A 16,800-nucleotide genomic window follows, 5' to 3' on the forward strand; every position below is an offset into this window, starting at 1 on the left:
TGTATCGCTTCAGGGCTGCTGCTGATTGACCTTAACAGCCATCGGCTGGTGACCATCCCAGGGGGTGACCGCGCTTAAACCAAACCAGTCGCCGGACTGCGGATTAGCACTGCCGTCGCGCGAAACGCGCACCCTGACCTGCACCTGATGCTGCGCCGAAAGCAGGCGATCCGGCATCATGGCGTTGCTGTCATCCAGCGTAAGCGATAGCGGGAAGTGGCTGAGCGGTAAACGCTTTACAGCCACAGGCACCGGTGAAACACCGTCAGACACAGAAATATACAACACTCCGCCCGGCGGTAACATTTTTTCTGCCTCTGGCGTTAAGCTCACCGTCAATGCCAGCTGGCTATTTTGCTGTCCCGCGTCGGTTTTCGCTTGTTCAATGCTGCGCTCTATCATGGTAATGCGTCGATCGCCGGCCGGCAGCAACTTCAGCATCACCTGCCACGCGCCAATCGCTTCGCCATACTGCTGCTGTTCAAACGCGTTGAACGCCAGCAGACTGAGGGTGCGCACGTTGCTGTGGTCGCGCTTCAGCAGGTCTTTCAGCAGCATACTGGCCTAGCGGTTATCCTGCGGATCGCTGGAGCGCGTCAGCATTTCGGCATAATCCTGCTGCAGTTCAAGGTTGTCCGGCGCCAGCTGCAAAGCGTGCTCAAAGGCCTGGCTGGCATCGGTGGCGTTGTTCAGCACCATGCCGAGGCGGCCCAGCATCGCCCAGTCATTGAGGTTTTGCGGATCGTTTTGTAGCGAAGTGCGCAGGCCGAGCTGCAGACGCGCCAGCTCTTCCATGGTCAGCGGCTGCGCATTGAGATCCATCACCCGGGCGCGCAGCACCGGGTATTCCTGCTGCACGCTCTGCCATCCCGCCAGCTGGGCGAGGCCACTGGTTTTCAGATAAACGCCCACCGACACCAGCACCAGGACGATCACGCCCGGCAGCAGCACCCAGCGGCTGTGTGATGCGCGCGTGCCGCCGCGTCGCCGGGCACGTCGGTCAGCAGCGTTTGCTGCAGTTCGCGCACCATCTCCGGACGTTCACTGACCACGCCCTCGGCTTCATCGTGCTCCAGCTCGCGCAGGCGCTGCTGATAAAAATCGGTGTTCAGGCGATCGCGATCGCCGCTGCTGGCCTGACGCTGCCGCCAGCCGGCACCGACAAACAGCGTCGCCGCCGCCAGTAAAATAATCAGGGTAATCCAGAATCCAGTCATTACGGCTTCCCGTCACGCTTCAGAATCGCCGCAAGGCGCTGTTGTTCATCGTCATCCAGCTCGCTGCGCGCGTTGCCGCGTCGGCTGCGCAGAATAATAATCAGCCCACCGAGCACCACAAACAGCGCCGGTCCGACCCACAGAATCAGCGTTGACGGCGTCACTGGCGGCTCATAGGTAACGAAGTTGCCATAACGCGCCACCATGTAATCAATGATCTGCTGGCGGCTCTGGCCCTGCTTCATCAGCTCATACACTTCCAGCCGCATGTCGGCGGCGATCATCGCGTTAGAGTCGGCAATGCTGTTGTTCTGGCACTTCGGGCAGCGCAGCGATGCGGTGAGCTCGCGATACTGCTCTTCCTGCTGGACCGAATCGAACTGCCAGGTATCGATCGCGGCCCACAGGCTGGTGCTCAGCAGCATACTCGCGAGCAACATAAGCAGCTGTTTCATACGCCGGCCTCCTTGCTGTATTTCTGCCACAGCGGCTTCACCTCTTCATTCCACACCCGGTCGTTCATGTCGCCGGCGTGGCGGTAGCGGATAATGCCGTGGCCATCAATCAGGAAGGTCTCCGGCGCGCCGTAGACGCCGAGATCCAGACCGAGCATGCCGTCGCCGTCATACAGACTCAGCGCATACGGATTGCCGAGCGTGTTAAGCCAGGTGACGGCTTTGCTGCGATCGTCTTTGTAGTTGAGACCAACCACGCGAATGCCCTGCTCCGCCAGCGTGTTGAGATACTGATGTTCGGCGCGGCAGGTCGGGCACCAGGTGGCCCAGACGTTCAGCAGCAGCGGTTTGCCATCGGTCAGCACCTGCTGGTTATAGATTTTGCCCGGCTGATCCAGCGCTTCGAGTTTAAACACCGGCACCGGTTTACCGATCAGCGCCGATTCGAGGCGCGTAGGATCGTCACCGCTGGCGTTACGCGTCAGCTGCCACAGCAGCGCCGCCGCCAGCAGCAGAAACAGGACTAAAGGAATAAACAGTATCTTTTTATTCATGCCAGTTCCTCGCGCTGCGCTTTTTTGCGCGAGCGATAGCGCGGATCGAGCAGGCACAGCAGGCCGCCCACCGCCATAAACACGCCGCCGAACCAGATCCAGCGCACAAAGGGTTTGTAATAAATACGCACCGCCTAGGAACCGTCATCCAGCTCTTCGCCCAGCGCCGCGTAGAGATCGCGCGTGAAGCCGCCGCTGATCGCCGCTTCCGTCATCATGGTGCGCGCTGCGGTATAGAAGCGCTTCTCTGCATGCAGCACCGCTTCTGGCTTACCGTTGCGTGTGACATCGATAATCGCCACGCCGCCGCTGTAGTTGGGGCCCTGCAGATTGTGCACGTCGCGGAAAATAAAGTGATAGTTGTGGATATCCACGCTGTCGCCGGCCTTCATGCGCACGTCGCGCTCAACGCTGTATTGGGTGCTGAAGGCAATGCCTACTACCGTCACCGTCACGCCAAGATGGCCCAGCACCATCCCCCAGTGGCTGCGCGACAGATGGCGCAATCCCGCCAGGAAACGGTGCCGATGGGTAGCGCGTTCGTGCAGCTCCATCAGCGTCAGCAGGGTCACCCAGATGGCCATCAGCAGACCAATCACCGTCATCGCTTCGATGCGATCCTACAACAGCCACGGCAGCACGATCGACAGGATCAGCGTCACCAGCGGCCCGATGCCGAGCATCAGCGCGAACGGCGCCATCAGCCAGGTGAACATAGTATTGAAGAACGACTCACCAACCGAAATGCTGCCCAGCCCGAGCTGTTTATGCACCAGCGGCAGCAGCGTACCGAGCAGCACCACCAGCATTGCGGCAATCAGCAGCACGTTGTTGCCGAGCAGGAAGGATTCGCGCGACCAGGCTTCGCTCTGCACGCGGCTGCGCACCTGGCCCCCTTTCAGGGCGTACAGCAGCAGCGAACTGCCGATGACAATCACCAGAAAGGTGCCCAGTAGGCTTAATGAGAACGCGGTAATCGCCAGCAGCACCGTCCACGACTTAAAGCTGCCGCGTTTTTCTGTCACCGCCAGCACGCGCGCCAGCGCATCCTGCGGCATGCCACGGCTGAAAATCGCCACTGCTAATGTCCAGGTGCTGAGCAGCAGCACCCACAGCAGCAGCGATCCTTCATGCCTAGGTGGCGGCGATGCGGTAATACACCGGCAGCAGCGAGTTGGAGTTGGTGGCAACGTAGCCGACGGTAAAATCGTTGACCACAAACGCGTGCACCAGCATGAGGAACGCGGCGGCGATGCACAGGAACATGCCCCAGGTGAGCGGACGCGCCAGCGCCATCAGCCGGCCATCCTGACGCGCTGCGCCCCACAGCTGATAAATACTTAATAGCAGCGCTAAGCCCAGCGCCAGACACAGCAGAAAGCTGCCAATTTCCGGCATCATGATTGCGTACCCGCCTGCTGATAGGCCGCAGCCGGTCCGTTGTGATTCTTCTTCATTGCGTCCTGAATTTCCGGCGGCGTGTACTTCTCATCGTGCTTCGCCAGCACCTCTTTGGCGTTGACCAGATTACCGTCTTCCACCACGCCCTGCCCTTCGCGGAACAGATCCGGCAGAATGCCTTCGTAGCTGACGCTGACCACGCCGTTGGCATCATACAGTTTGAACGACACCGCCAGCGTTTTCGGATCGCGTTTGACGCTACCGGGCATCACCATGCCACCGACGCGCAGGCGCTGACCGGCCTCCGGTTTCTGGTGATCCTCACCTTTGCCGTACAGAATTTCACTCGGGGTGTAGAACAGGTCGATGTTGGAACGCAGCGCGTACATCACCAGCGACGTGGCAAGGCCTAAGCCCACCAGCACCGCCACCACCATATACAGGCGGTTACGACGACGGATATTCACACGGACTCTCCTGCTGCTTCACTGGGAGCTTGTTTAGCTTGTGCCGCGCGGATGCGGCGCTCGCGGGACTGACGCTGGCGAATCTCTGCCAGCAGGCGGCGACGGAACAACACGGTGTGCAGCATCAGACCGATCAGCGGAATCAGCGTAAAACACACGGCCAGCCAGACGTAAAAGGCATAGCCGCCCATGGCGAAAAACTCGCTCCACGATGAGAAGGCAGTCGTCATGCTTTGCGTCCTCCCTGCGCCACGTCAATCGCCCACGGGCAGTGACGCTCGGTAAACAGAATCAGGTTGCGCAGACGCATCAGGGTGAGCGCACCAAACACCAGCAGATAACCGAGAATCGACCAGCGCAGCGGCGTGCGCATGCTGGGATCGATCGCCTGTTGCAGAATGCCCGACGAGCCCTGATGCAGCGTGTTCCACCACTGCACGGAGAAGTGAATAATCGGCACGCCGACCAGAATCAAGATGCCGGCCGCGCGTCCGGCGGTGCGGCGATCGTCGAAAAAGTGATAGAGCGCAATCACGCCCATATAGAGGAATAGCAGTACCAGTTCAGAAGTCAGACGCGCGTCCCAAATCCACCAAGTCCCCCACATCGGCTTGCCCCACGCCGAGCCGGTCACCAGCGCGATAAAGGTGAATACCGCCCCAACTGGCGCCATCGCCGCGGCCGCCAGATCGGCCATTTTCATCTGCCACACCAGGCCGATGAAGGCTGCGATGGCCATCGAGGCATAGACGCCCATCGACCACATCGCCGCCGGCACGTGAATGTACATGATGCGGAAGCTGTTGCCCTGCTGATAATCCGCCGGCGCAAAGCCGAATCCCCAAATCCAGCCGAGCAGCAACGCGCCGACGCCCAGGACTGTGAACCAGGGAATGAAGCGACCGCATAGCTGGTAAAGCCGCTCAGGCTTTGCCCACTGGTGTAACCATTTCCACATTGACATTGCTCACACTAAACAAGAATTCGGATGGCGGCCTCTCTGCCGGAGGCCCGCCTTAATGCAGACTGATGCGCAGCGCGGCAGCGGTCGCAAACGGCGACAGCGTGGCGCTGACCGCCAGCATGGCGCCGAGAATCGCCAGATAACCGCCGATCGGTAACCCCTGACCGGCCGCGTCAATCGCCGCGCTGGCAAAAATCAGTACCGGTATCGACAGCGGCAACACCAGTAAACTCAGCAATACGCCGCCGCGCCGCAGCCCGACGGTCAGACCGGTGCCAATCGCACCGAGAAAACTCAGGGTTGGCGTGCCGATCAGCAGCGTTAACGCCATTGCCCGCCAGCCAGCAAAATCCAGAGACAGCAGCAGCGCCGCCAGCGGCGAGAGTAAAATCAGCGGCAGCCCGGTAATCAGCCAGTGCGCAATCACTTTGCCCAGCACGGTGAGCGGCAGCGGCGTCGGCAGCAATAGCAGCTGCTCCAGCGATCCATCGAGAAAGTCGTCGCGAAACAACCGCTCCAGCGCCAGCAGCGATGCCAGCAGCGCGGCTACCTAGGCGACTCCAGGCGCGATGCGCGCCAGCTGCTGCGGCTCAGGGCCAATGCCTAACGGGAACAGCGTAATCACGATCAGAAAAAACCACAGCGGATTAACCACTTCCGCGCCGCTGCGAAAGGCAATCTTTAACTCACGCTGAATAACTCGGCCAAGCATCACGCCCACTCCGATGTCAGACGAATTTTGCGCACGCGCGCATGGCTGTCCGGCAGATCCTGATGGGTCGTCAGAATCACCACGCCACCGTTATCGGCATGATCGGCGAAACGCGCCATTAATTTTTCCACGCCGTGTTTGTCGATGGCGGTCAGCGGCTCATCCAGAATCCACACCGGAGCCGGGCTGAGCCACAGTCGCGCCAGCGCCACGCGCCGCTGCTGGCCGGCAGAAAGCTGAGCCACCGGCACCTCTTCATAGCCCAGCAGATTGACCTGCTCCAGCGCGTCATAAAGCGCGTCTTCGCTGCGATCGCCGTGCCAGAAATGCAGATTCTCCCGCGGCGACAGCACAGATTTCACGCCCGGATGATGGCCGAGATACAGCAGATTTTGCTGCCATATTTCGCGCTGCCGGTGAATAGACTGCTGCTGCCAGCGTACTTCGCCCTGCTCTGGCCGGCTTAACCCGGCCAGCAGTCGCAACAGTGAAGTTTTGCCTGCGCCGTTAGGCCCTTCGATTTGCACCACATCGCCCGCCTGCACCTGAAAACTCAGTCCGTGGAACAGGGTTCGCTCATCGCGAACGCAGGCGAGATTAATCACTTCGAGCATAGAAGGGAGATTCATAGCAGTAAATGAGGCGGGAATAATTCCACACTCAAACCAGGGGCCGAAGTCTGCGCGCAAGCTCCCCCTTCCCCCAAATGGGGTATTCATGCGCATCAGATCAAGAAAGCGCTCAAAAAACCACCTTTGCTAATCTCTTGTTACTCTTAATTTGAATCTTTGTAACATTTCGCCCTTGCTAAAAGCGTCTGCGCTTATTACGCACTGGCATTATCACCGGGAGAAAAAATGAAGCCATCGCCATCAAATAGCACGCATGACAATGACGTGGACAGTGAAGAAAAAGAACAGAGAACGGATATCGAAGTGGACGAAGACGCCCTGCCCTCGCGGGCTGCGGCGATCCATGAAGAGATTCGACAGGACGGGGAAAAGGAGCTGGAACGCGATGGCATGGCACTGCTGTGGTCAGCGATTGCCGCCGGCTTATCGATGGGCGCCTCGCTGATGGCGAAAGGCATTTTTCAGGTGCACCTCGCTGGCGTGCCCGGCGCCTATCTGCTGGAGAATCTCGGCTACACCTTTGGTTTTGTCATCGTGATTATGGCGCGCCAGCAGCTGTTTACCGAGAATACCGTCACCGCCGTACTGCCGGTGATGCATAAACCCACCGGCGGCAATTTTATGCTGCTGCGGCTGTGGAGCGTGGTGCTGATCGGCAATTTGATTGGTACCGCGCTGGGCGCGCTGGCGTTTAATCATATGCCGATTTTTGATGACGCCACGCGCCAGGCCTTCACCGCCATCAGCGAAAAAGTGATGGAGCACACGCCGGGCGAAATGTTTGCCAACGCGGTGATCTCGGGCTGGATTATCGCCACCATGGTATGGATGTTTCCTTACGCTGGCGGCGCCAAAATTGTGGTGATCGTGATGATGACCTGGCTGGTGGCGCTGGGCGATCTGGCACACATTGTGGTCGGATCGGTTGAAGTGCTGTATCTGGTGTTTGCCGGTACGCTGCCGTGGCAGGAGTTTTTGTGGCCGTTTGCACTGCCCACCCTGCTGGGCAACATTACCGGGGGAACGCTGATTTTTGCTCTGATCAGTCACGCGCAGATCCGTAACGACATGAGCGAAGCGGCCAAAGCCAAAGCGCGAGCCGAACAAAAGCGTAAAGAGCAGCAGAAAAAGCAGAAAGATCAGGAAAAAGCGTGATCGCAACCGCTTGATTGCTGACACTTTGAGCAAACAGGCGGCCCACGGTTAAAATCCCCTGCACGGTGCGCTATACTGCGCGCCGCACGTCTCCTTAGTTAAATGGATATAACGAGCCCCTCCTAAGGGCTAGTTGCAGGTTCGATTCCTGCAGGGGACACCAGTAACACCTCTTCTGCTTTGGTTGACCGCTTCGCTTATTGGTCCTCTCCCTCTGTCACCTCAATGCTGTTCTTCATCTGCCACAAGGTGTAAATCTGCGATCGCAGGTGCTGTTCGAGCTGGCGGATAAGCTGCTGCCGCTGGGGCGCACTGGCTGGTAGCGAGTGAATTTGCCGCAATTGTTCCTCGATGGGCTTAGCCTGCTGAAAACGGGTCATCATGCCAAATACCGAGGACTTCAGCTCACTCACCGTGATGTATTTTCCTTTTTGCTCATCCAGCCCATTCAGACGCTCGCTCAACTGTGCCAGCTTCATCATCCCCTGATGCCAGACCTCAAAGTTTTGCGCTGGCAACGTGCTGGCCTCAAGCTGATGCTGCCACCGTGCTGATAACGAACCCGTCTGTTCCGGCCACAGCGCCTGCGCCTGCTCCACCAGCTGTTGACCGTAAGCAATATTCCAGTCGGGCGCGAGTTACTCCAGGCGAGATAACTGCTGCGCTTAAAACACCCTGTTACACATGCTCACCTGTCGCAATGCCTTTTCATGTGACGACATCCGCGCTGCGCTTAAGCAAAGGCGCAATGCCATTCATACCGGTTTCGCAACATTTCATTCCGTCTCCCGCTCCGTTCACGCCCGTCCGCGCCACCCGCGCCCGCGTGAGACTTATTATCGCTGCAGATTCCGTATTCCCGGATGGGAGAGAGAAAAATGACAACAGCCGTTACCCCTAATCATCAGCGTGTCCGTATTCTTACCCTGGCAGGCACTATCATTACCCAGTTCGCGCTCGGTTCGGTTTATACCTGGAGCCTGTTTAACGGCCAGCTGGCGCAAAAGCTGGATGCGCCGGTCAGCCAAGTGGCTTTTTCCTTTGGTCTGCTCAGTCTTGGCCTAGCGATTGCCTCCTCGCTGGCCGGCAAGCTGCAGGAGCGCTTTGGCGTGCGCAATGTCACCATCGGTGCAGGCATTCTGATGGCGATTGGCTTCTGGCTGACCGCCCATGCTGACAACCTGATGATGCTGTATCTGAGCGCCGGCATTCTGGTCGGGCTGGCCGATGGCGCGGGCTATCTGATGACGCTCTCTAACTGCGTGAAGTGGTTTCCGGAGCGCAAAGGGCTGATTTCGGCCTGTTCGATCGGCGCTTACGGCTTCGGCAGTCTCGGCTTTAAATTTATCTGTGGCGCGCTGCTCAGCACTCAGGGGCTGGAAAATACCTTTGTGATTTGGGGTGTGCTGGCGATGACGATGATTATTGCCGGTGCCCTGATGATGCGCGATGCGCCGCTACAGCAGACCGGTTCACGTCAGCAGCAGGCCACACAGGAGTTTACGCTGGCGCAGTACTGGATGCTGGCGCTGATGTTCCTTACGGCCTGCATGAGTGGTTTGTATGTGATTGGCGTAGCAAAAGATATTGGTGAAGGCATGGTGCACCTGAGCACGCAAACGGCGGCCAATGCGGTGACGGTAATTGCCATTGCCAACCTGAGCGGACGGCTGATTCTCGGCGTGCTGTCGGACAAAATGGCGCGCATCCGGGTAATTTCGCTGGCACAGCTGGTTTCGCTAAGCGGCATGAGCATCCTGCTGTTCACCCACATGAATGAGACCACCTTCTTCCTGTCGCTGGCCTGCGTGGCGTTCAGCTTTGGCGGCACCATCACCGTCTTCCCGTCGCTGGTCAGCGATTTCTTCGGCCTCAACAACCTGACCAAAAACTACAGCCTGATCTATCTCGGCTTCGGCATCGGTAGCGTGCTCGGCACGCTAGTGGCTTCGGTGTTCGGCAGCTTCACCGTGACCTTCAGTCTGATTATGACGCTGCTGGTGATCTCGCTGGTGCTGTCGCTCAGTATCCGTCTGCCAAATCGTCAAAACTTGGTCGCGCCGGCACTACATAATTAATTCACCCACCCTGCAGTGTAAATGCACGGCAGGCTTTTTTCAGCTGGCCACAGAATTGATCACGCGTTGAGAATGACTGTTATTTAACCTTGCATTTCAGAGTAATCGGGTTATTATCAGGCTCTATTCAGCTTATTCCGATTGGTTTATTTCCCGCCTTGTCACTTTTAGCTTTTAATTGACACATCTGGTAATAATTGCGGAAATAACTCTACATTCACTGCATCTTCACTCCACTTTTCCCGGTTAATCTGGCCTCATTGGAAAAGAGGAGGACTCTCCATGAAGAAGTTAATAAAAGTCGCTTCGGTGGTGGCGATTATTACCATGCTAAGCGGGTGTATTATCGAGCACGACCATGGACGCGGTCCAGGCTGGGGTCACGGGCACGGCGGCTATCGTCACTGGTAATTGGGCAATAGCACACACAGCACATAATAAAAAAATGGAAAAAAGGGCGGGAATGAATCCCGCCCTTATTTTTTAGCTTTTCACCGCGTAATTACATTGATACCAGACTTTCTTCAGGCCAAGCAAATGGCTGTCCTGCGCCGGAAGCGATTCGACTTTATCGAAGCCGCGCTGGTTACAGTAATTCGCCAGATCAAGTTCCAGCGCATCTTTATCCAGCTTCTGTGGATCGTAACGATACTGTACGGTATTTGAACGGGCATCTTCATCCACGCGCTCAAAACCCCCGGGTTTGCTGACACGACAACCGGCCAGCATAAAAAGCGCTAACGCGCTAATAAGCATTTTATTCATTAGGGTGTCCTCATCAGACGTTGCAGTGTAAAAGGCAACGCCACACGCCTCTATAGAAAAAAGACGCGAAATGTCCGATTAAAGCAAAGCTTTCGCCAATAAAATAAATAAAACCAAACGGTTTTCCTTATCACATCAGCAGTGAGAAGATGACTTCAGACAAAACGAAGTCTGCACCACACCAGGTGATACCCACAAAAAGACATACTGAAAGTGAACTTTATGCTCGTGCTGAGCGGGCTTTTTTTTCGCCCGTTATCCGGTAAGGCTAACCATCTTACGCAAAAGATTGGCCGCTTGTTTGTCCGGCAATGCGAGAATTCCGCTGTAAATATCAATCGACATCGCACACATCGTGCCGCGATCCACCGCCGTATCCGCCGGCATATTCAGCTGCTGCAGCTTATCGCCCCACTTGCCATACAGTTATTTCCACCACGCGCTGCAGATCGCGCTGCGCCTGAGGCTGATCCACCGCCAGTTCATCGCCAGTGCTGTTTTGCAGCAGTGCCTCGAGCGCTTCACCATCACGCTGATTAAGCTCCGGCGACAGCACCTGTTGCAGGTTGACCCCACCGCTGACCTGCGGATAGAGGAAACGGAAGCAGCGCTGCGTATCCTGCACCGAAACGCGGATGTAGTTGATGATCGCAGCATCGCTGGCGCACGCCATGCGCTGATTCACCAAATCTATCAGCCAGCCGCGCATATCGCCCAGCGCCTGCTCTGCAGGTACGCCCTCTGCCAGCTTATGCTGCAGCTCGCGATTCAGCAGTTGCCACAGTGCCGGCTCCTGCACTTTCAGCACGCGATATAACCCGGCGCGTCGCTCAGTTGGGTAGCCACCTGCGCCGCCAGCGCCTCGCGCTCCTGACCCGGATGCAACCAGCTAAACCACAGCAGGTTGGCCAGCAGCAAAGGCAGCAAAAACAGCAGGACACCCTGTCAGACGCGCAGCGCGGTGGTGCGCAGCAGTACCACGATGATGATCGCCAGCAGCACAAAAGCGGCCAGCGTGAGCGGGAAAAGCGAGAACATGGAGTGACATTAATCCTTGCGAACGTCAATTAAAACCGGACAGCTGGCGCGTTCAATCACTGCCGCACTCACCGAGCCTTTCAGCAGGCGGTTGAGCGGCGACAGGTGACGACGGCCCATTATAATCATACTGGCGTGCAACGCCTCAGACTGCGCCACAATGGTTTCCGCCGCTTCACCGGCCAGAATCAGCCCGCGTGCGTCAATGCCAGCGCGCAGCAGCGGTACCAGCGCATGGCGTACCACCATTTCAGCCGTGTTTTGTTCATCCTGCGCCACGACAAAATCGTCCGGGTCTTCACCGGCGTCGATCTCAATCGGCTGATTGCACGACGAATAAGCAGGATCGACACAGCACGGTGACCTGCGCCTGTTGCGCCAGCGCTTGCTCAATGGTCAGAGCGATCACTTTTTCCGCCACCGGTGAGTTATCGATGGCCATCAGCAAGGTTTTCATCAGTCGGTTATCCTTCCGCAGCAGTTATTTTGCCAATTTCGCGAATCAGCGCCTCTTTACACTTTATCAGCGCCGTCCGGTAATGCGCTTCCTGGCGGTGAAAACGTGCCGTCGGCACCAGCAGTGAGATCGAGAAGCGCCCGAACAGCGTATCAATCGCTACCGCCATAGTGGAAATGCCCTCCAGCGTTTCGCCGCGATCGATAGCCAGTCCGCTGGCGCGCACCTCCGCAATCAGCATCAGCAACTGCGGCAGCGTTTTTACCGTCATTTCCGTCAGTTCTGCATAGGCTTCGCTGACCATCACCCGCACATCTTCGTCGCTCTCCAGCGCCAGCAGCGCCCGGCCACCGGACGTGCTGTAGAGCGGCAGATTCAGGCTGATATGTGGCACCACGCGCAGCTCACGCGTGGCCACCACGTAATGGACAATCGCCAGCGTCGACCAGGTCGGGCTGAATCTCTCCTATACGCGTATTATTGCGCCGGTGGATGGCATGGTGGGTCAGCGTTCGGTGCGCGTGGGAGCCTGGGTCAGCGCGAGTACGCGTCTGCTGGCCGTGGTGCCGCTACAGCAGACTTACATCACCGCCAATTATCTGGAGACGCAGCTGGCGGATGTGCGTCCGGGCCAGAGAGTGGTAGTGAAGATTGATGCGTTGCCCGGCAAGACCTTCACCGGTCATGTTGACAGTATCGCCCCCGCTACCGGCGCCACGTTTTCCGCGATTGCCCCCGATAACGCCACCGGCAACTACACTAAAGTGGTTCAGCGTTTGCCGGTGAAAATTGTGCTGGCTCCTCATCAGAGCGATCTGGCGCAATTACGTGTCGGCATGTCGGCGATTCCGCAGATTGAGACCCGATGAAAATGTGAGCAACTTCTCAGAAGTGACCTATTTATTTTCGGATCGATTCCGCGTAAATTAGCGCTCGATCCTGTTTCGGGGCAGCCCGAAGCGACCTGAGTAGAAAGCGTGTAGCGATGATGAACTCCACCTTTCTCTTATTCTGTTCGGGTTACGCTGGTTTGGGATCGCCATCATTGTAACCGCTCAGAGGAGTTGTTTTGTGAAATACGCCTTGATGGGAATCTCTTTCTTCGTCTTACTTTGGGTCGGCACCTTCGTGCTGATGCTGTAAAGACGCCAGCCGGGGCGACCGCTCAGTCGCCTCGATTTGTATTTACTCTGCTTCTTCCACCGCTTTTACCGTTCCCGGCAAAATACCGTCGGCGCGGAACATCGCTTTAATGCCACGCACCGCCTGACGAATACGATCGCTGTTTTCAATCAGGGCAAAACGCACGTGGGTATCGCCGTAGTCACCGAAGCCAATGCCCGGCGAGACGCACACTTTCGCCTTCTGCAACAGCCGCTTGGCGAATTCCAGTGAGCCTAAATGCGCGTAATGGTCGGGGATTTTCGCCCAGACGTACATGGATGCTTTCGGCAGATCGACCATCCAGCCCGCCTCATGCAGCCCTTTCACCAGTACATCGCGCCGGCGTTTATACTGCTCGGCGATATCGCGCACGCACTGCTGATCGCCCTCCAGTGCCGCAATCGCCGCCACCTGCAGCGGTGTGAAGGTGCCGTAGTCGTGATAGCTTTTGATGCGTGCCAGTGCCACCACCAGCTCTTTGTTGCCGACCATAAAGCCGATGCGCCAGCCCGCCATGTTGTAGCTTTTTGACAGGGTAAAGAATTCCACCGCCACATCGCGCGCGCCCGGCACCTGCATGATCGACGGTGCTTTCCAGCCGTCATAGGTGATGTCGGCGTAGGCCAGATCGTGGATGACCAGCACGTTGTACTGTTTCGCCAGCGTGATGACGCGCTCGAAGAAGTTTAGCTCCACGCACTGCGATGTCGGGTTGGACGGAAAGCCGAGGATCATCATCTTCGGTTTCGGGTAGCTTTCACGGATGGCGCGTTCCAGCTCATTGAAGAAATCGACGCCCGCTACCAGCGGCACCGAGCGCACCTGCGCGCCGGCGATCACCGCACCGTAGATGTGAATCGGGTAGCTGGGATTGGGCACCAGCACGGTGTCGCCGTGATCGAGCGTCGCCAGCATCAGGTGCGCCAGGCCCTCTTTCGAGCCAATGGTGAAGATAGCTTCGGATTCCGGATCGATATCCACCTGGTAACGCTCGGCGTACCAGCGCGAAATGGCGCGGCGCAGGCGCGGAATCCCTTTCGAGGTGGAGTAGCCGTGCGTGTCTTCACGCTGTGCCACCTGACAGAGTTTTTCCACGATGTGCGGTGGTGTCGCGCCATCCGGGTTGCCCATGGAGAAATCGATGATGTCTTCGCCGCGCCGGCGCGCAGCCATCTTCAATTCAGCAGTGATGTTAAATATATACGGGGGCAGACGTTCAATACGCGAGAAACGACGGGGTGTGCTGTTATCAGCCATGATGTCCTCTGGATTACGTTAGCGCCCGGACCGTCCGAGCGACGCTGGTCACTGCCGTGACCGAAACAAGAACATAACGCGCTGATAACAATATTGTCGAGGGGGACGGCAAATTTTCTTAGCCTGCCTAGTTTAAGCGCCCAAACACCCAATCGTTTACCCACTGGCCGTTGAGCCGGTAATTATCGCGTAGCGTGCCTTCCAGCGCGAAACCGTTCTTTTCCAGAATGCGCCGCGACGGCCAGTTGCCCTCAATCACCAGCGCTTTGAGTTTGTGGAAGTCGGCCTGCAGCAGGAACGTGCACAACGCCTGCAACGCTTCGCTGCCGTAGCCCTGACCGGTACAGGCGTGGCGCAGCATGTAACCCACTTCGGCCTGACGATACGGATGCCACTCGGCGCTGCAGCCAAACAGGCCAATCGCTTCACCGCTGTCGCGCAGGCGCGCCACTAGGCACAGCATGTGAAAACTGCTGGGTTGCCACGGTGCCAGCCGCTCGTTAAAGCGCTGGCGGATGTCGTTTTCATCGGGGATCTCGCTCACCCAAGTCATGGTTGCGGCATCTTCATGTACCGCTTTGAAAATCTGCCAGTCTTCCGGCTGTAACCGGCTGAGGGACAAACGAGGGGTGAGTAATTGCATGGCCACGCTCCGCTGTTGTGCTTACGGCAACATAGCAAACCGCATCCGTAACAACCAGTGACCGGGGCACGCTTTCATCAATCCTCTTTTTAGCACTCAGGATTTCCTCTTTTCAGGTTTCATACCGGATAATTTGCTTTGCTCCCCTTCATGGTCGGATGTTACGGGTGGATCTGGTCGCCATAAATGGCGACCCTTATATCCCGATCATTCTCCTCCGGGTATGATGATCCCCGACTGATCATCGGGAAGTTGCTGGTGAGATGGGGGCGACCCCTGGGCATAAAGCCTGCTTTGTGGATTCATCCCCGGCAACTTAACTCCCGCCTTCAAGACCGGACGGTATCCTGTGCCCCGAGCACGCATCCATAAGGATGGTCATGGCGGTTTCCCTGTGCTGTTAAGGAGAATCTATACAAACCCGTATGCCTGTCGGCATTGATATTGCCTCCGGAAAGTTTGATGTGGCCGTCTGGAAAGGCGACACGTCTTACAAAACCAAAGTCTTTCCCAACACCCCTAAGGGCTTTATCGCCCTGAAAAAATGGCTGGAGCCGTTCGGCTGCTGCCATATCTGCATGGAGGCTACCGGCGCGTACAGTGAGCCGCTGGCCACCTTCCTGCACGACGAAGGCTATGATGTCAGCGTGGAAAATCCTGCGCGCATCAGGCGCTTCGGGCAGGCCGAGCTGAGCCGGAATAAGACGGATAAAGACGATGCGCGCATGATAGCGCGCTACTGTAAACTGCACGGTCCATCGCTGTGGCAGCCGGCGCCGCTGAATGAACGCAGGCTGAAAGCGCTGGTGAAGCGCCTGACGAATCTTCAGGAAATGCGGCAGATGGAAGAGAACCGGCTGGAGGTATCGGATGCGGTGGTGCAGCCCTCAATCCGCGTGGTCATTGCGGCGCTGGATGCGCAGATAGACGAAACGAAGCGGGCAATAAACGACCATATTGACAATGACCCGGGCCTTAAAAAGAACAGGGAACTGCTGGAGTCCATCCCGGGCGTGCTGGGCAGCACGATGCTGGCGTATATGGGGGACATGTCGAGGTTCAGCAGCAGCAAGGCTCTTGTGGCGTGGGTGGGGCTGAATCCGATGCGGCAGGAGTCCGGTGAGTGGAAGGGCAAAAGCAGGATATCGAAGATGGGCAACAGCGCGATGCGCAAGGCCCTGTACATGCCAGCGATAGTGGCGATGAAGTGGAATCCGGCGGTAAGTTTGCTGAAGAAGCTGCTGCAGCTGGCTTATGGTGTGCTGAAGTCGGGTCGTCCGTTCGATGCCGAAATATGTCTTGCCAGGTAACCGGCAAGACGGTATCTACAGGGGGCGAAGGATTTTTTTACAGGAGTGATTAATACGAAAGCATATTTATGTCTTAAATAACATAGAAATCAAAGCAAGACATGCCTGATATTTTATCCAGATCGAAAATAGTGCCATTATAAATAACAAAACCCCGGCACATCAGTGTACCGGGGATAACCAACACTACCAGTTAAATTTATTACTATCTTCCCACTCTTTGACTTCTTTCTCTGCTTGATCTTTACCGTAGCCGTAGCGCTCCTGAATGCGGCCGACTAATTGATCGCGTTTCCCTTCGGCTACGTCTAAATCGTCATCTGTAAGCTGGCCCCATTTCTCTTTCACTTTTCCTTTGAACTGCTTCCAGTTTCCGCTGATACGATCTTTGTTCATCAGTGTTCTCCTCATTTAGGTGACAGTGCCGCCTGGCATTATTTCGCGCATCGGTTAACTGCGCAGAGATAAGCGTAGCCTATGACTGAGATTAAAAGGTGCTTAAGCGAACAAATCGGAAAATTTACGTAACGG

At 57.0% G+C, this 16,800-nt stretch carries 15 protein-coding genes, 1 tRNA gene and 8 pseudogenes; 7 read left to right on the forward strand and 17 right to left on the reverse strand.

Translation table 11 applies throughout. The annotated features are described in order from the left end of the window. Positions 1-9: 9 nt before the first annotated feature. From ccmI to ccmA, 9 genes and pseudogenes are all read right to left on the reverse strand, one after another. Positions 10-1,217: pseudogene (ccmI, locus tag AC6I8M_RS02645) on the reverse strand (c-type cytochrome biogenesis protein CcmI). Beyond that, positions 1,217-1,672, reverse strand: a complete 456-nt coding sequence (locus tag AC6I8M_RS02650; RefSeq protein ID WP_010617465.1) for a cytochrome c-type biogenesis protein — start codon at positions 1,670-1,672, stop codon at positions 1,217-1,219. The pseudogene ccmI and the gene AC6I8M_RS02650 overlap by 1 nt, the downstream one beginning before the upstream one ends. Next, positions 1,669-2,226, reverse strand: a complete 558-nt coding sequence (locus AC6I8M_RS02655; protein ID WP_010617464.1) for a DsbE family thiol:disulfide interchange protein — start codon at positions 2,224-2,226, stop codon at positions 1,669-1,671. The genes AC6I8M_RS02650 and AC6I8M_RS02655 overlap by 4 nt, the downstream gene beginning before the upstream one ends. Continuing rightward, positions 2,223-3,627 (reverse strand): annotated as a pseudogene (locus AC6I8M_RS02660) (heme lyase CcmF/NrfE family subunit). The gene AC6I8M_RS02655 and the pseudogene AC6I8M_RS02660 overlap by 4 nt, the downstream one beginning before the upstream one ends. Beyond that, positions 3,624-4,094 (reverse strand): cytochrome c maturation protein CcmE, encoded by a 471-nt coding sequence (gene ccmE, locus AC6I8M_RS02665; protein ID WP_010617462.1) that lies wholly within the window; start codon positions 4,092-4,094, stop codon positions 3,624-3,626. Before ccmE ends, AC6I8M_RS02660 begins: the two are co-directional and overlap by 4 nt. Beyond that, positions 4,091-4,324: a heme exporter protein CcmD gene (ccmD, locus tag AC6I8M_RS02670; RefSeq protein WP_010617461.1), complete on the reverse strand. Its 234-nt coding sequence runs from the start codon at positions 4,322-4,324 to the stop codon at positions 4,091-4,093. Before ccmD ends, ccmE begins: the two co-directional genes overlap by 4 nt. Next, positions 4,321-5,052, reverse strand: coding sequence for a heme ABC transporter permease (locus AC6I8M_RS02675; RefSeq protein WP_010617460.1), 732 nt, complete (start codon positions 5,050-5,052; stop codon positions 4,321-4,323). The genes ccmD and AC6I8M_RS02675 overlap by 4 nt, the downstream gene beginning before the upstream one ends. A gap of 58 nt (positions 5,053-5,110) precedes the next feature. After that, positions 5,111-5,770 (reverse strand): annotated as a pseudogene (gene ccmB, locus AC6I8M_RS02680) (heme exporter protein CcmB). After that, complete coding sequence (gene ccmA, locus AC6I8M_RS02685; RefSeq protein WP_010617459.1) at positions 5,770-6,384, reverse strand: cytochrome c biogenesis heme-transporting ATPase CcmA; 615 nt, start codon at positions 6,382-6,384, stop codon at positions 5,770-5,772. Before ccmA ends, ccmB begins: the two are co-directional and overlap by 1 nt. A 243-nt stretch (positions 6,385-6,627) precedes the next feature. Here ccmA and AC6I8M_RS02690 point away from each other — a divergent pair, with 243 nt between their 5' ends. Continuing rightward, a complete protein-coding gene (locus AC6I8M_RS02690; protein WP_058948656.1) occupies positions 6,628-7,557 on the forward strand; it encodes a formate/nitrite transporter family protein in 930 nt (309 codons plus the stop codon). A gap of 88 nt (positions 7,558-7,645) precedes the next feature. Then, positions 7,646-7,720: transfer RNA gene (locus AC6I8M_RS02695), tRNA-Arg, on the forward strand. Between the two features lie 34 nt (positions 7,721-7,754). On the opposite strand, the pseudogene AC6I8M_RS02700 reads toward AC6I8M_RS02695, so the two are convergent. Further along, positions 7,755-8,183 (reverse strand): annotated as a pseudogene (locus tag AC6I8M_RS02700) (VasL domain-containing protein); the annotation flags it as partial. Between the two features lie 252 nt (positions 8,184-8,435). Between AC6I8M_RS02700 and AC6I8M_RS02705 the strand changes: the two are divergent. After that, positions 8,436-9,635: an MFS transporter gene (locus AC6I8M_RS02705; protein ID WP_010617456.1), complete on the forward strand. Its 1,200-nt coding sequence runs from the start codon at positions 8,436-8,438 to the stop codon at positions 9,633-9,635. Between the two features lie 282 nt (positions 9,636-9,917). Beyond that, positions 9,918-10,046, forward strand: coding sequence for a hypothetical protein (locus AC6I8M_RS02710; RefSeq protein WP_022548115.1), 129 nt, complete (start codon positions 9,918-9,920; stop codon positions 10,044-10,046). 72 nt (positions 10,047-10,118) lie between these two features. Here AC6I8M_RS02710 and AC6I8M_RS02715 read toward each other — a convergent pair whose 3' ends face one another. From AC6I8M_RS02715 to AC6I8M_RS02730, 4 genes and pseudogenes are all read right to left on the reverse strand, one after another. Next, entirely contained in the window at positions 10,119-10,400 is a 282-nt protein-coding gene (locus AC6I8M_RS02715) for a hypothetical protein (RefSeq protein ID WP_010617455.1), read from the reverse strand. Positions 10,401-10,655: 255 nt separating this feature from the next. Then, positions 10,656-11,438: pseudogene (locus tag AC6I8M_RS02720) on the reverse strand (hypothetical protein). A gap of 9 nt (positions 11,439-11,447) precedes the next feature. After that, positions 11,448-11,895: pseudogene (locus AC6I8M_RS02725) on the reverse strand (universal stress protein). Between the two features lie 7 nt (positions 11,896-11,902). Beyond that, a pseudogene (locus tag AC6I8M_RS02730) lies at positions 11,903-12,334 on the reverse strand (IclR family transcriptional regulator domain-containing protein); the annotation flags it as partial. Between AC6I8M_RS02730 and AC6I8M_RS02735 the strand changes: the two are divergent. Beyond that, positions 12,330-12,764: pseudogene (locus AC6I8M_RS02735) on the forward strand (HlyD family secretion protein); the annotation flags it as partial. The pseudogenes AC6I8M_RS02730 and AC6I8M_RS02735 sit on opposite strands and share 5 nt — an antisense overlap. A 202-nt stretch (positions 12,765-12,966) precedes the next feature. After that, complete coding sequence (ypdK, locus tag AC6I8M_RS02740) at positions 12,967-13,038, forward strand: membrane protein YpdK (RefSeq protein ID WP_006120362.1); 72 nt, start codon at positions 12,967-12,969, stop codon at positions 13,036-13,038. Between the two features lie 42 nt (positions 13,039-13,080). Here ypdK and alaC read toward each other — a convergent pair whose 3' ends face one another. Continuing rightward, positions 13,081-14,316 carry an alanine transaminase gene (gene alaC / locus AC6I8M_RS02745; protein ID WP_498013659.1) on the reverse strand — a complete coding sequence of 412 codons (1,236 nt, stop codon included), beginning with the start codon at positions 14,314-14,316 and terminating at the stop codon, positions 13,081-13,083. Between the two features lie 127 nt (positions 14,317-14,443). Then, a complete protein-coding gene (locus tag AC6I8M_RS02750; protein WP_041387173.1) occupies positions 14,444-14,959 on the reverse strand; it encodes a GNAT family N-acetyltransferase in 516 nt (171 codons plus the stop codon). A gap of 425 nt (positions 14,960-15,384) precedes the next feature. Here AC6I8M_RS02750 and AC6I8M_RS02755 point away from each other — a divergent pair, with 425 nt between their 5' ends. Beyond that, positions 15,385-16,269 carry an IS110 family RNA-guided transposase gene (locus AC6I8M_RS02755; protein WP_498013404.1) on the forward strand — a complete coding sequence of 295 codons (885 nt, stop codon included), beginning with the start codon at positions 15,385-15,387 and terminating at the stop codon, positions 16,267-16,269. Between the two features lie 186 nt (positions 16,270-16,455). Here AC6I8M_RS02755 and AC6I8M_RS02760 read toward each other — a convergent pair whose 3' ends face one another. Continuing rightward, positions 16,456-16,665: a CsbD family protein gene (locus AC6I8M_RS02760; protein WP_010618848.1), complete on the reverse strand. Its 210-nt coding sequence runs from the start codon at positions 16,663-16,665 to the stop codon at positions 16,456-16,458. Positions 16,666-16,800: the final 135 nt, after the last annotated feature.

The sequence above is a fragment of the Type-A symbiont of Plautia stali genome, from assembly GCF_059731155.1.

Bases quoted from the DNA above. Each gene is read 5' to 3' on its own strand.
- AC6I8M_RS02650 (WP_010617465.1), bottom strand. From the start codon at position 1,672: ATGAAACAGCTGCTTATGTTGCTCGCGAGTATGCTGCTGAGCACCAGC.
- AC6I8M_RS02655 (WP_010617464.1), bottom strand. From the start codon at position 2,226: ATGAATAAAAAGATACTGTTTATTCCTTTAGTCCTGTTTCTGCTGCTG.
- ccmD (WP_010617461.1), bottom strand. From the start codon at position 4,324: ATGACGACTGCCTTCTCATCGTGGAGCGAGTTTTTCGCCATGGGCGGC.
- AC6I8M_RS02675 (WP_010617460.1), bottom strand. From the start codon at position 5,052: ATGTGGAAATGGTTACACCAGTGGGCAAAGCCTGAGCGGCTTTACCAG.
- ccmA (WP_010617459.1), bottom strand. From the start codon at position 6,384: ATGCTCGAAGTGATTAATCTCGCCTGCGTTCGCGATGAGCGAACCCTG.
- AC6I8M_RS02690 (WP_058948656.1), top strand. From the start codon at position 6,628: ATGAAGCCATCGCCATCAAATAGCACGCATGACAATGACGTGGACAGT.
- AC6I8M_RS02705 (WP_010617456.1), top strand. From the start codon at position 8,436: ATGACAACAGCCGTTACCCCTAATCATCAGCGTGTCCGTATTCTTACC.
- AC6I8M_RS02710 (WP_022548115.1), top strand. From the start codon at position 9,918: ATGAAGAAGTTAATAAAAGTCGCTTCGGTGGTGGCGATTATTACCATG.
- AC6I8M_RS02715 (WP_010617455.1), bottom strand. From the start codon at position 10,400: ATGAATAAAATGCTTATTAGCGCGTTAGCGCTTTTTATGCTGGCCGGT.
- alaC (WP_498013659.1), bottom strand. From the start codon at position 14,316: ATGGCTGATAACAGCACACCCCGTCGTTTCTCGCGTATTGAACGTCTG.
- AC6I8M_RS02750 (WP_041387173.1), bottom strand. From the start codon at position 14,959: ATGCAATTACTCACCCCTCGTTTGTCCCTCAGCCGGTTACAGCCGGAA.
- AC6I8M_RS02755 (WP_498013404.1), top strand. From the start codon at position 15,385: ATGCCTGTCGGCATTGATATTGCCTCCGGAAAGTTTGATGTGGCCGTC.
- AC6I8M_RS02760 (WP_010618848.1), bottom strand. From the start codon at position 16,665: ATGAACAAAGATCGTATCAGCGGAAACTGGAAGCAGTTCAAAGGAAAA.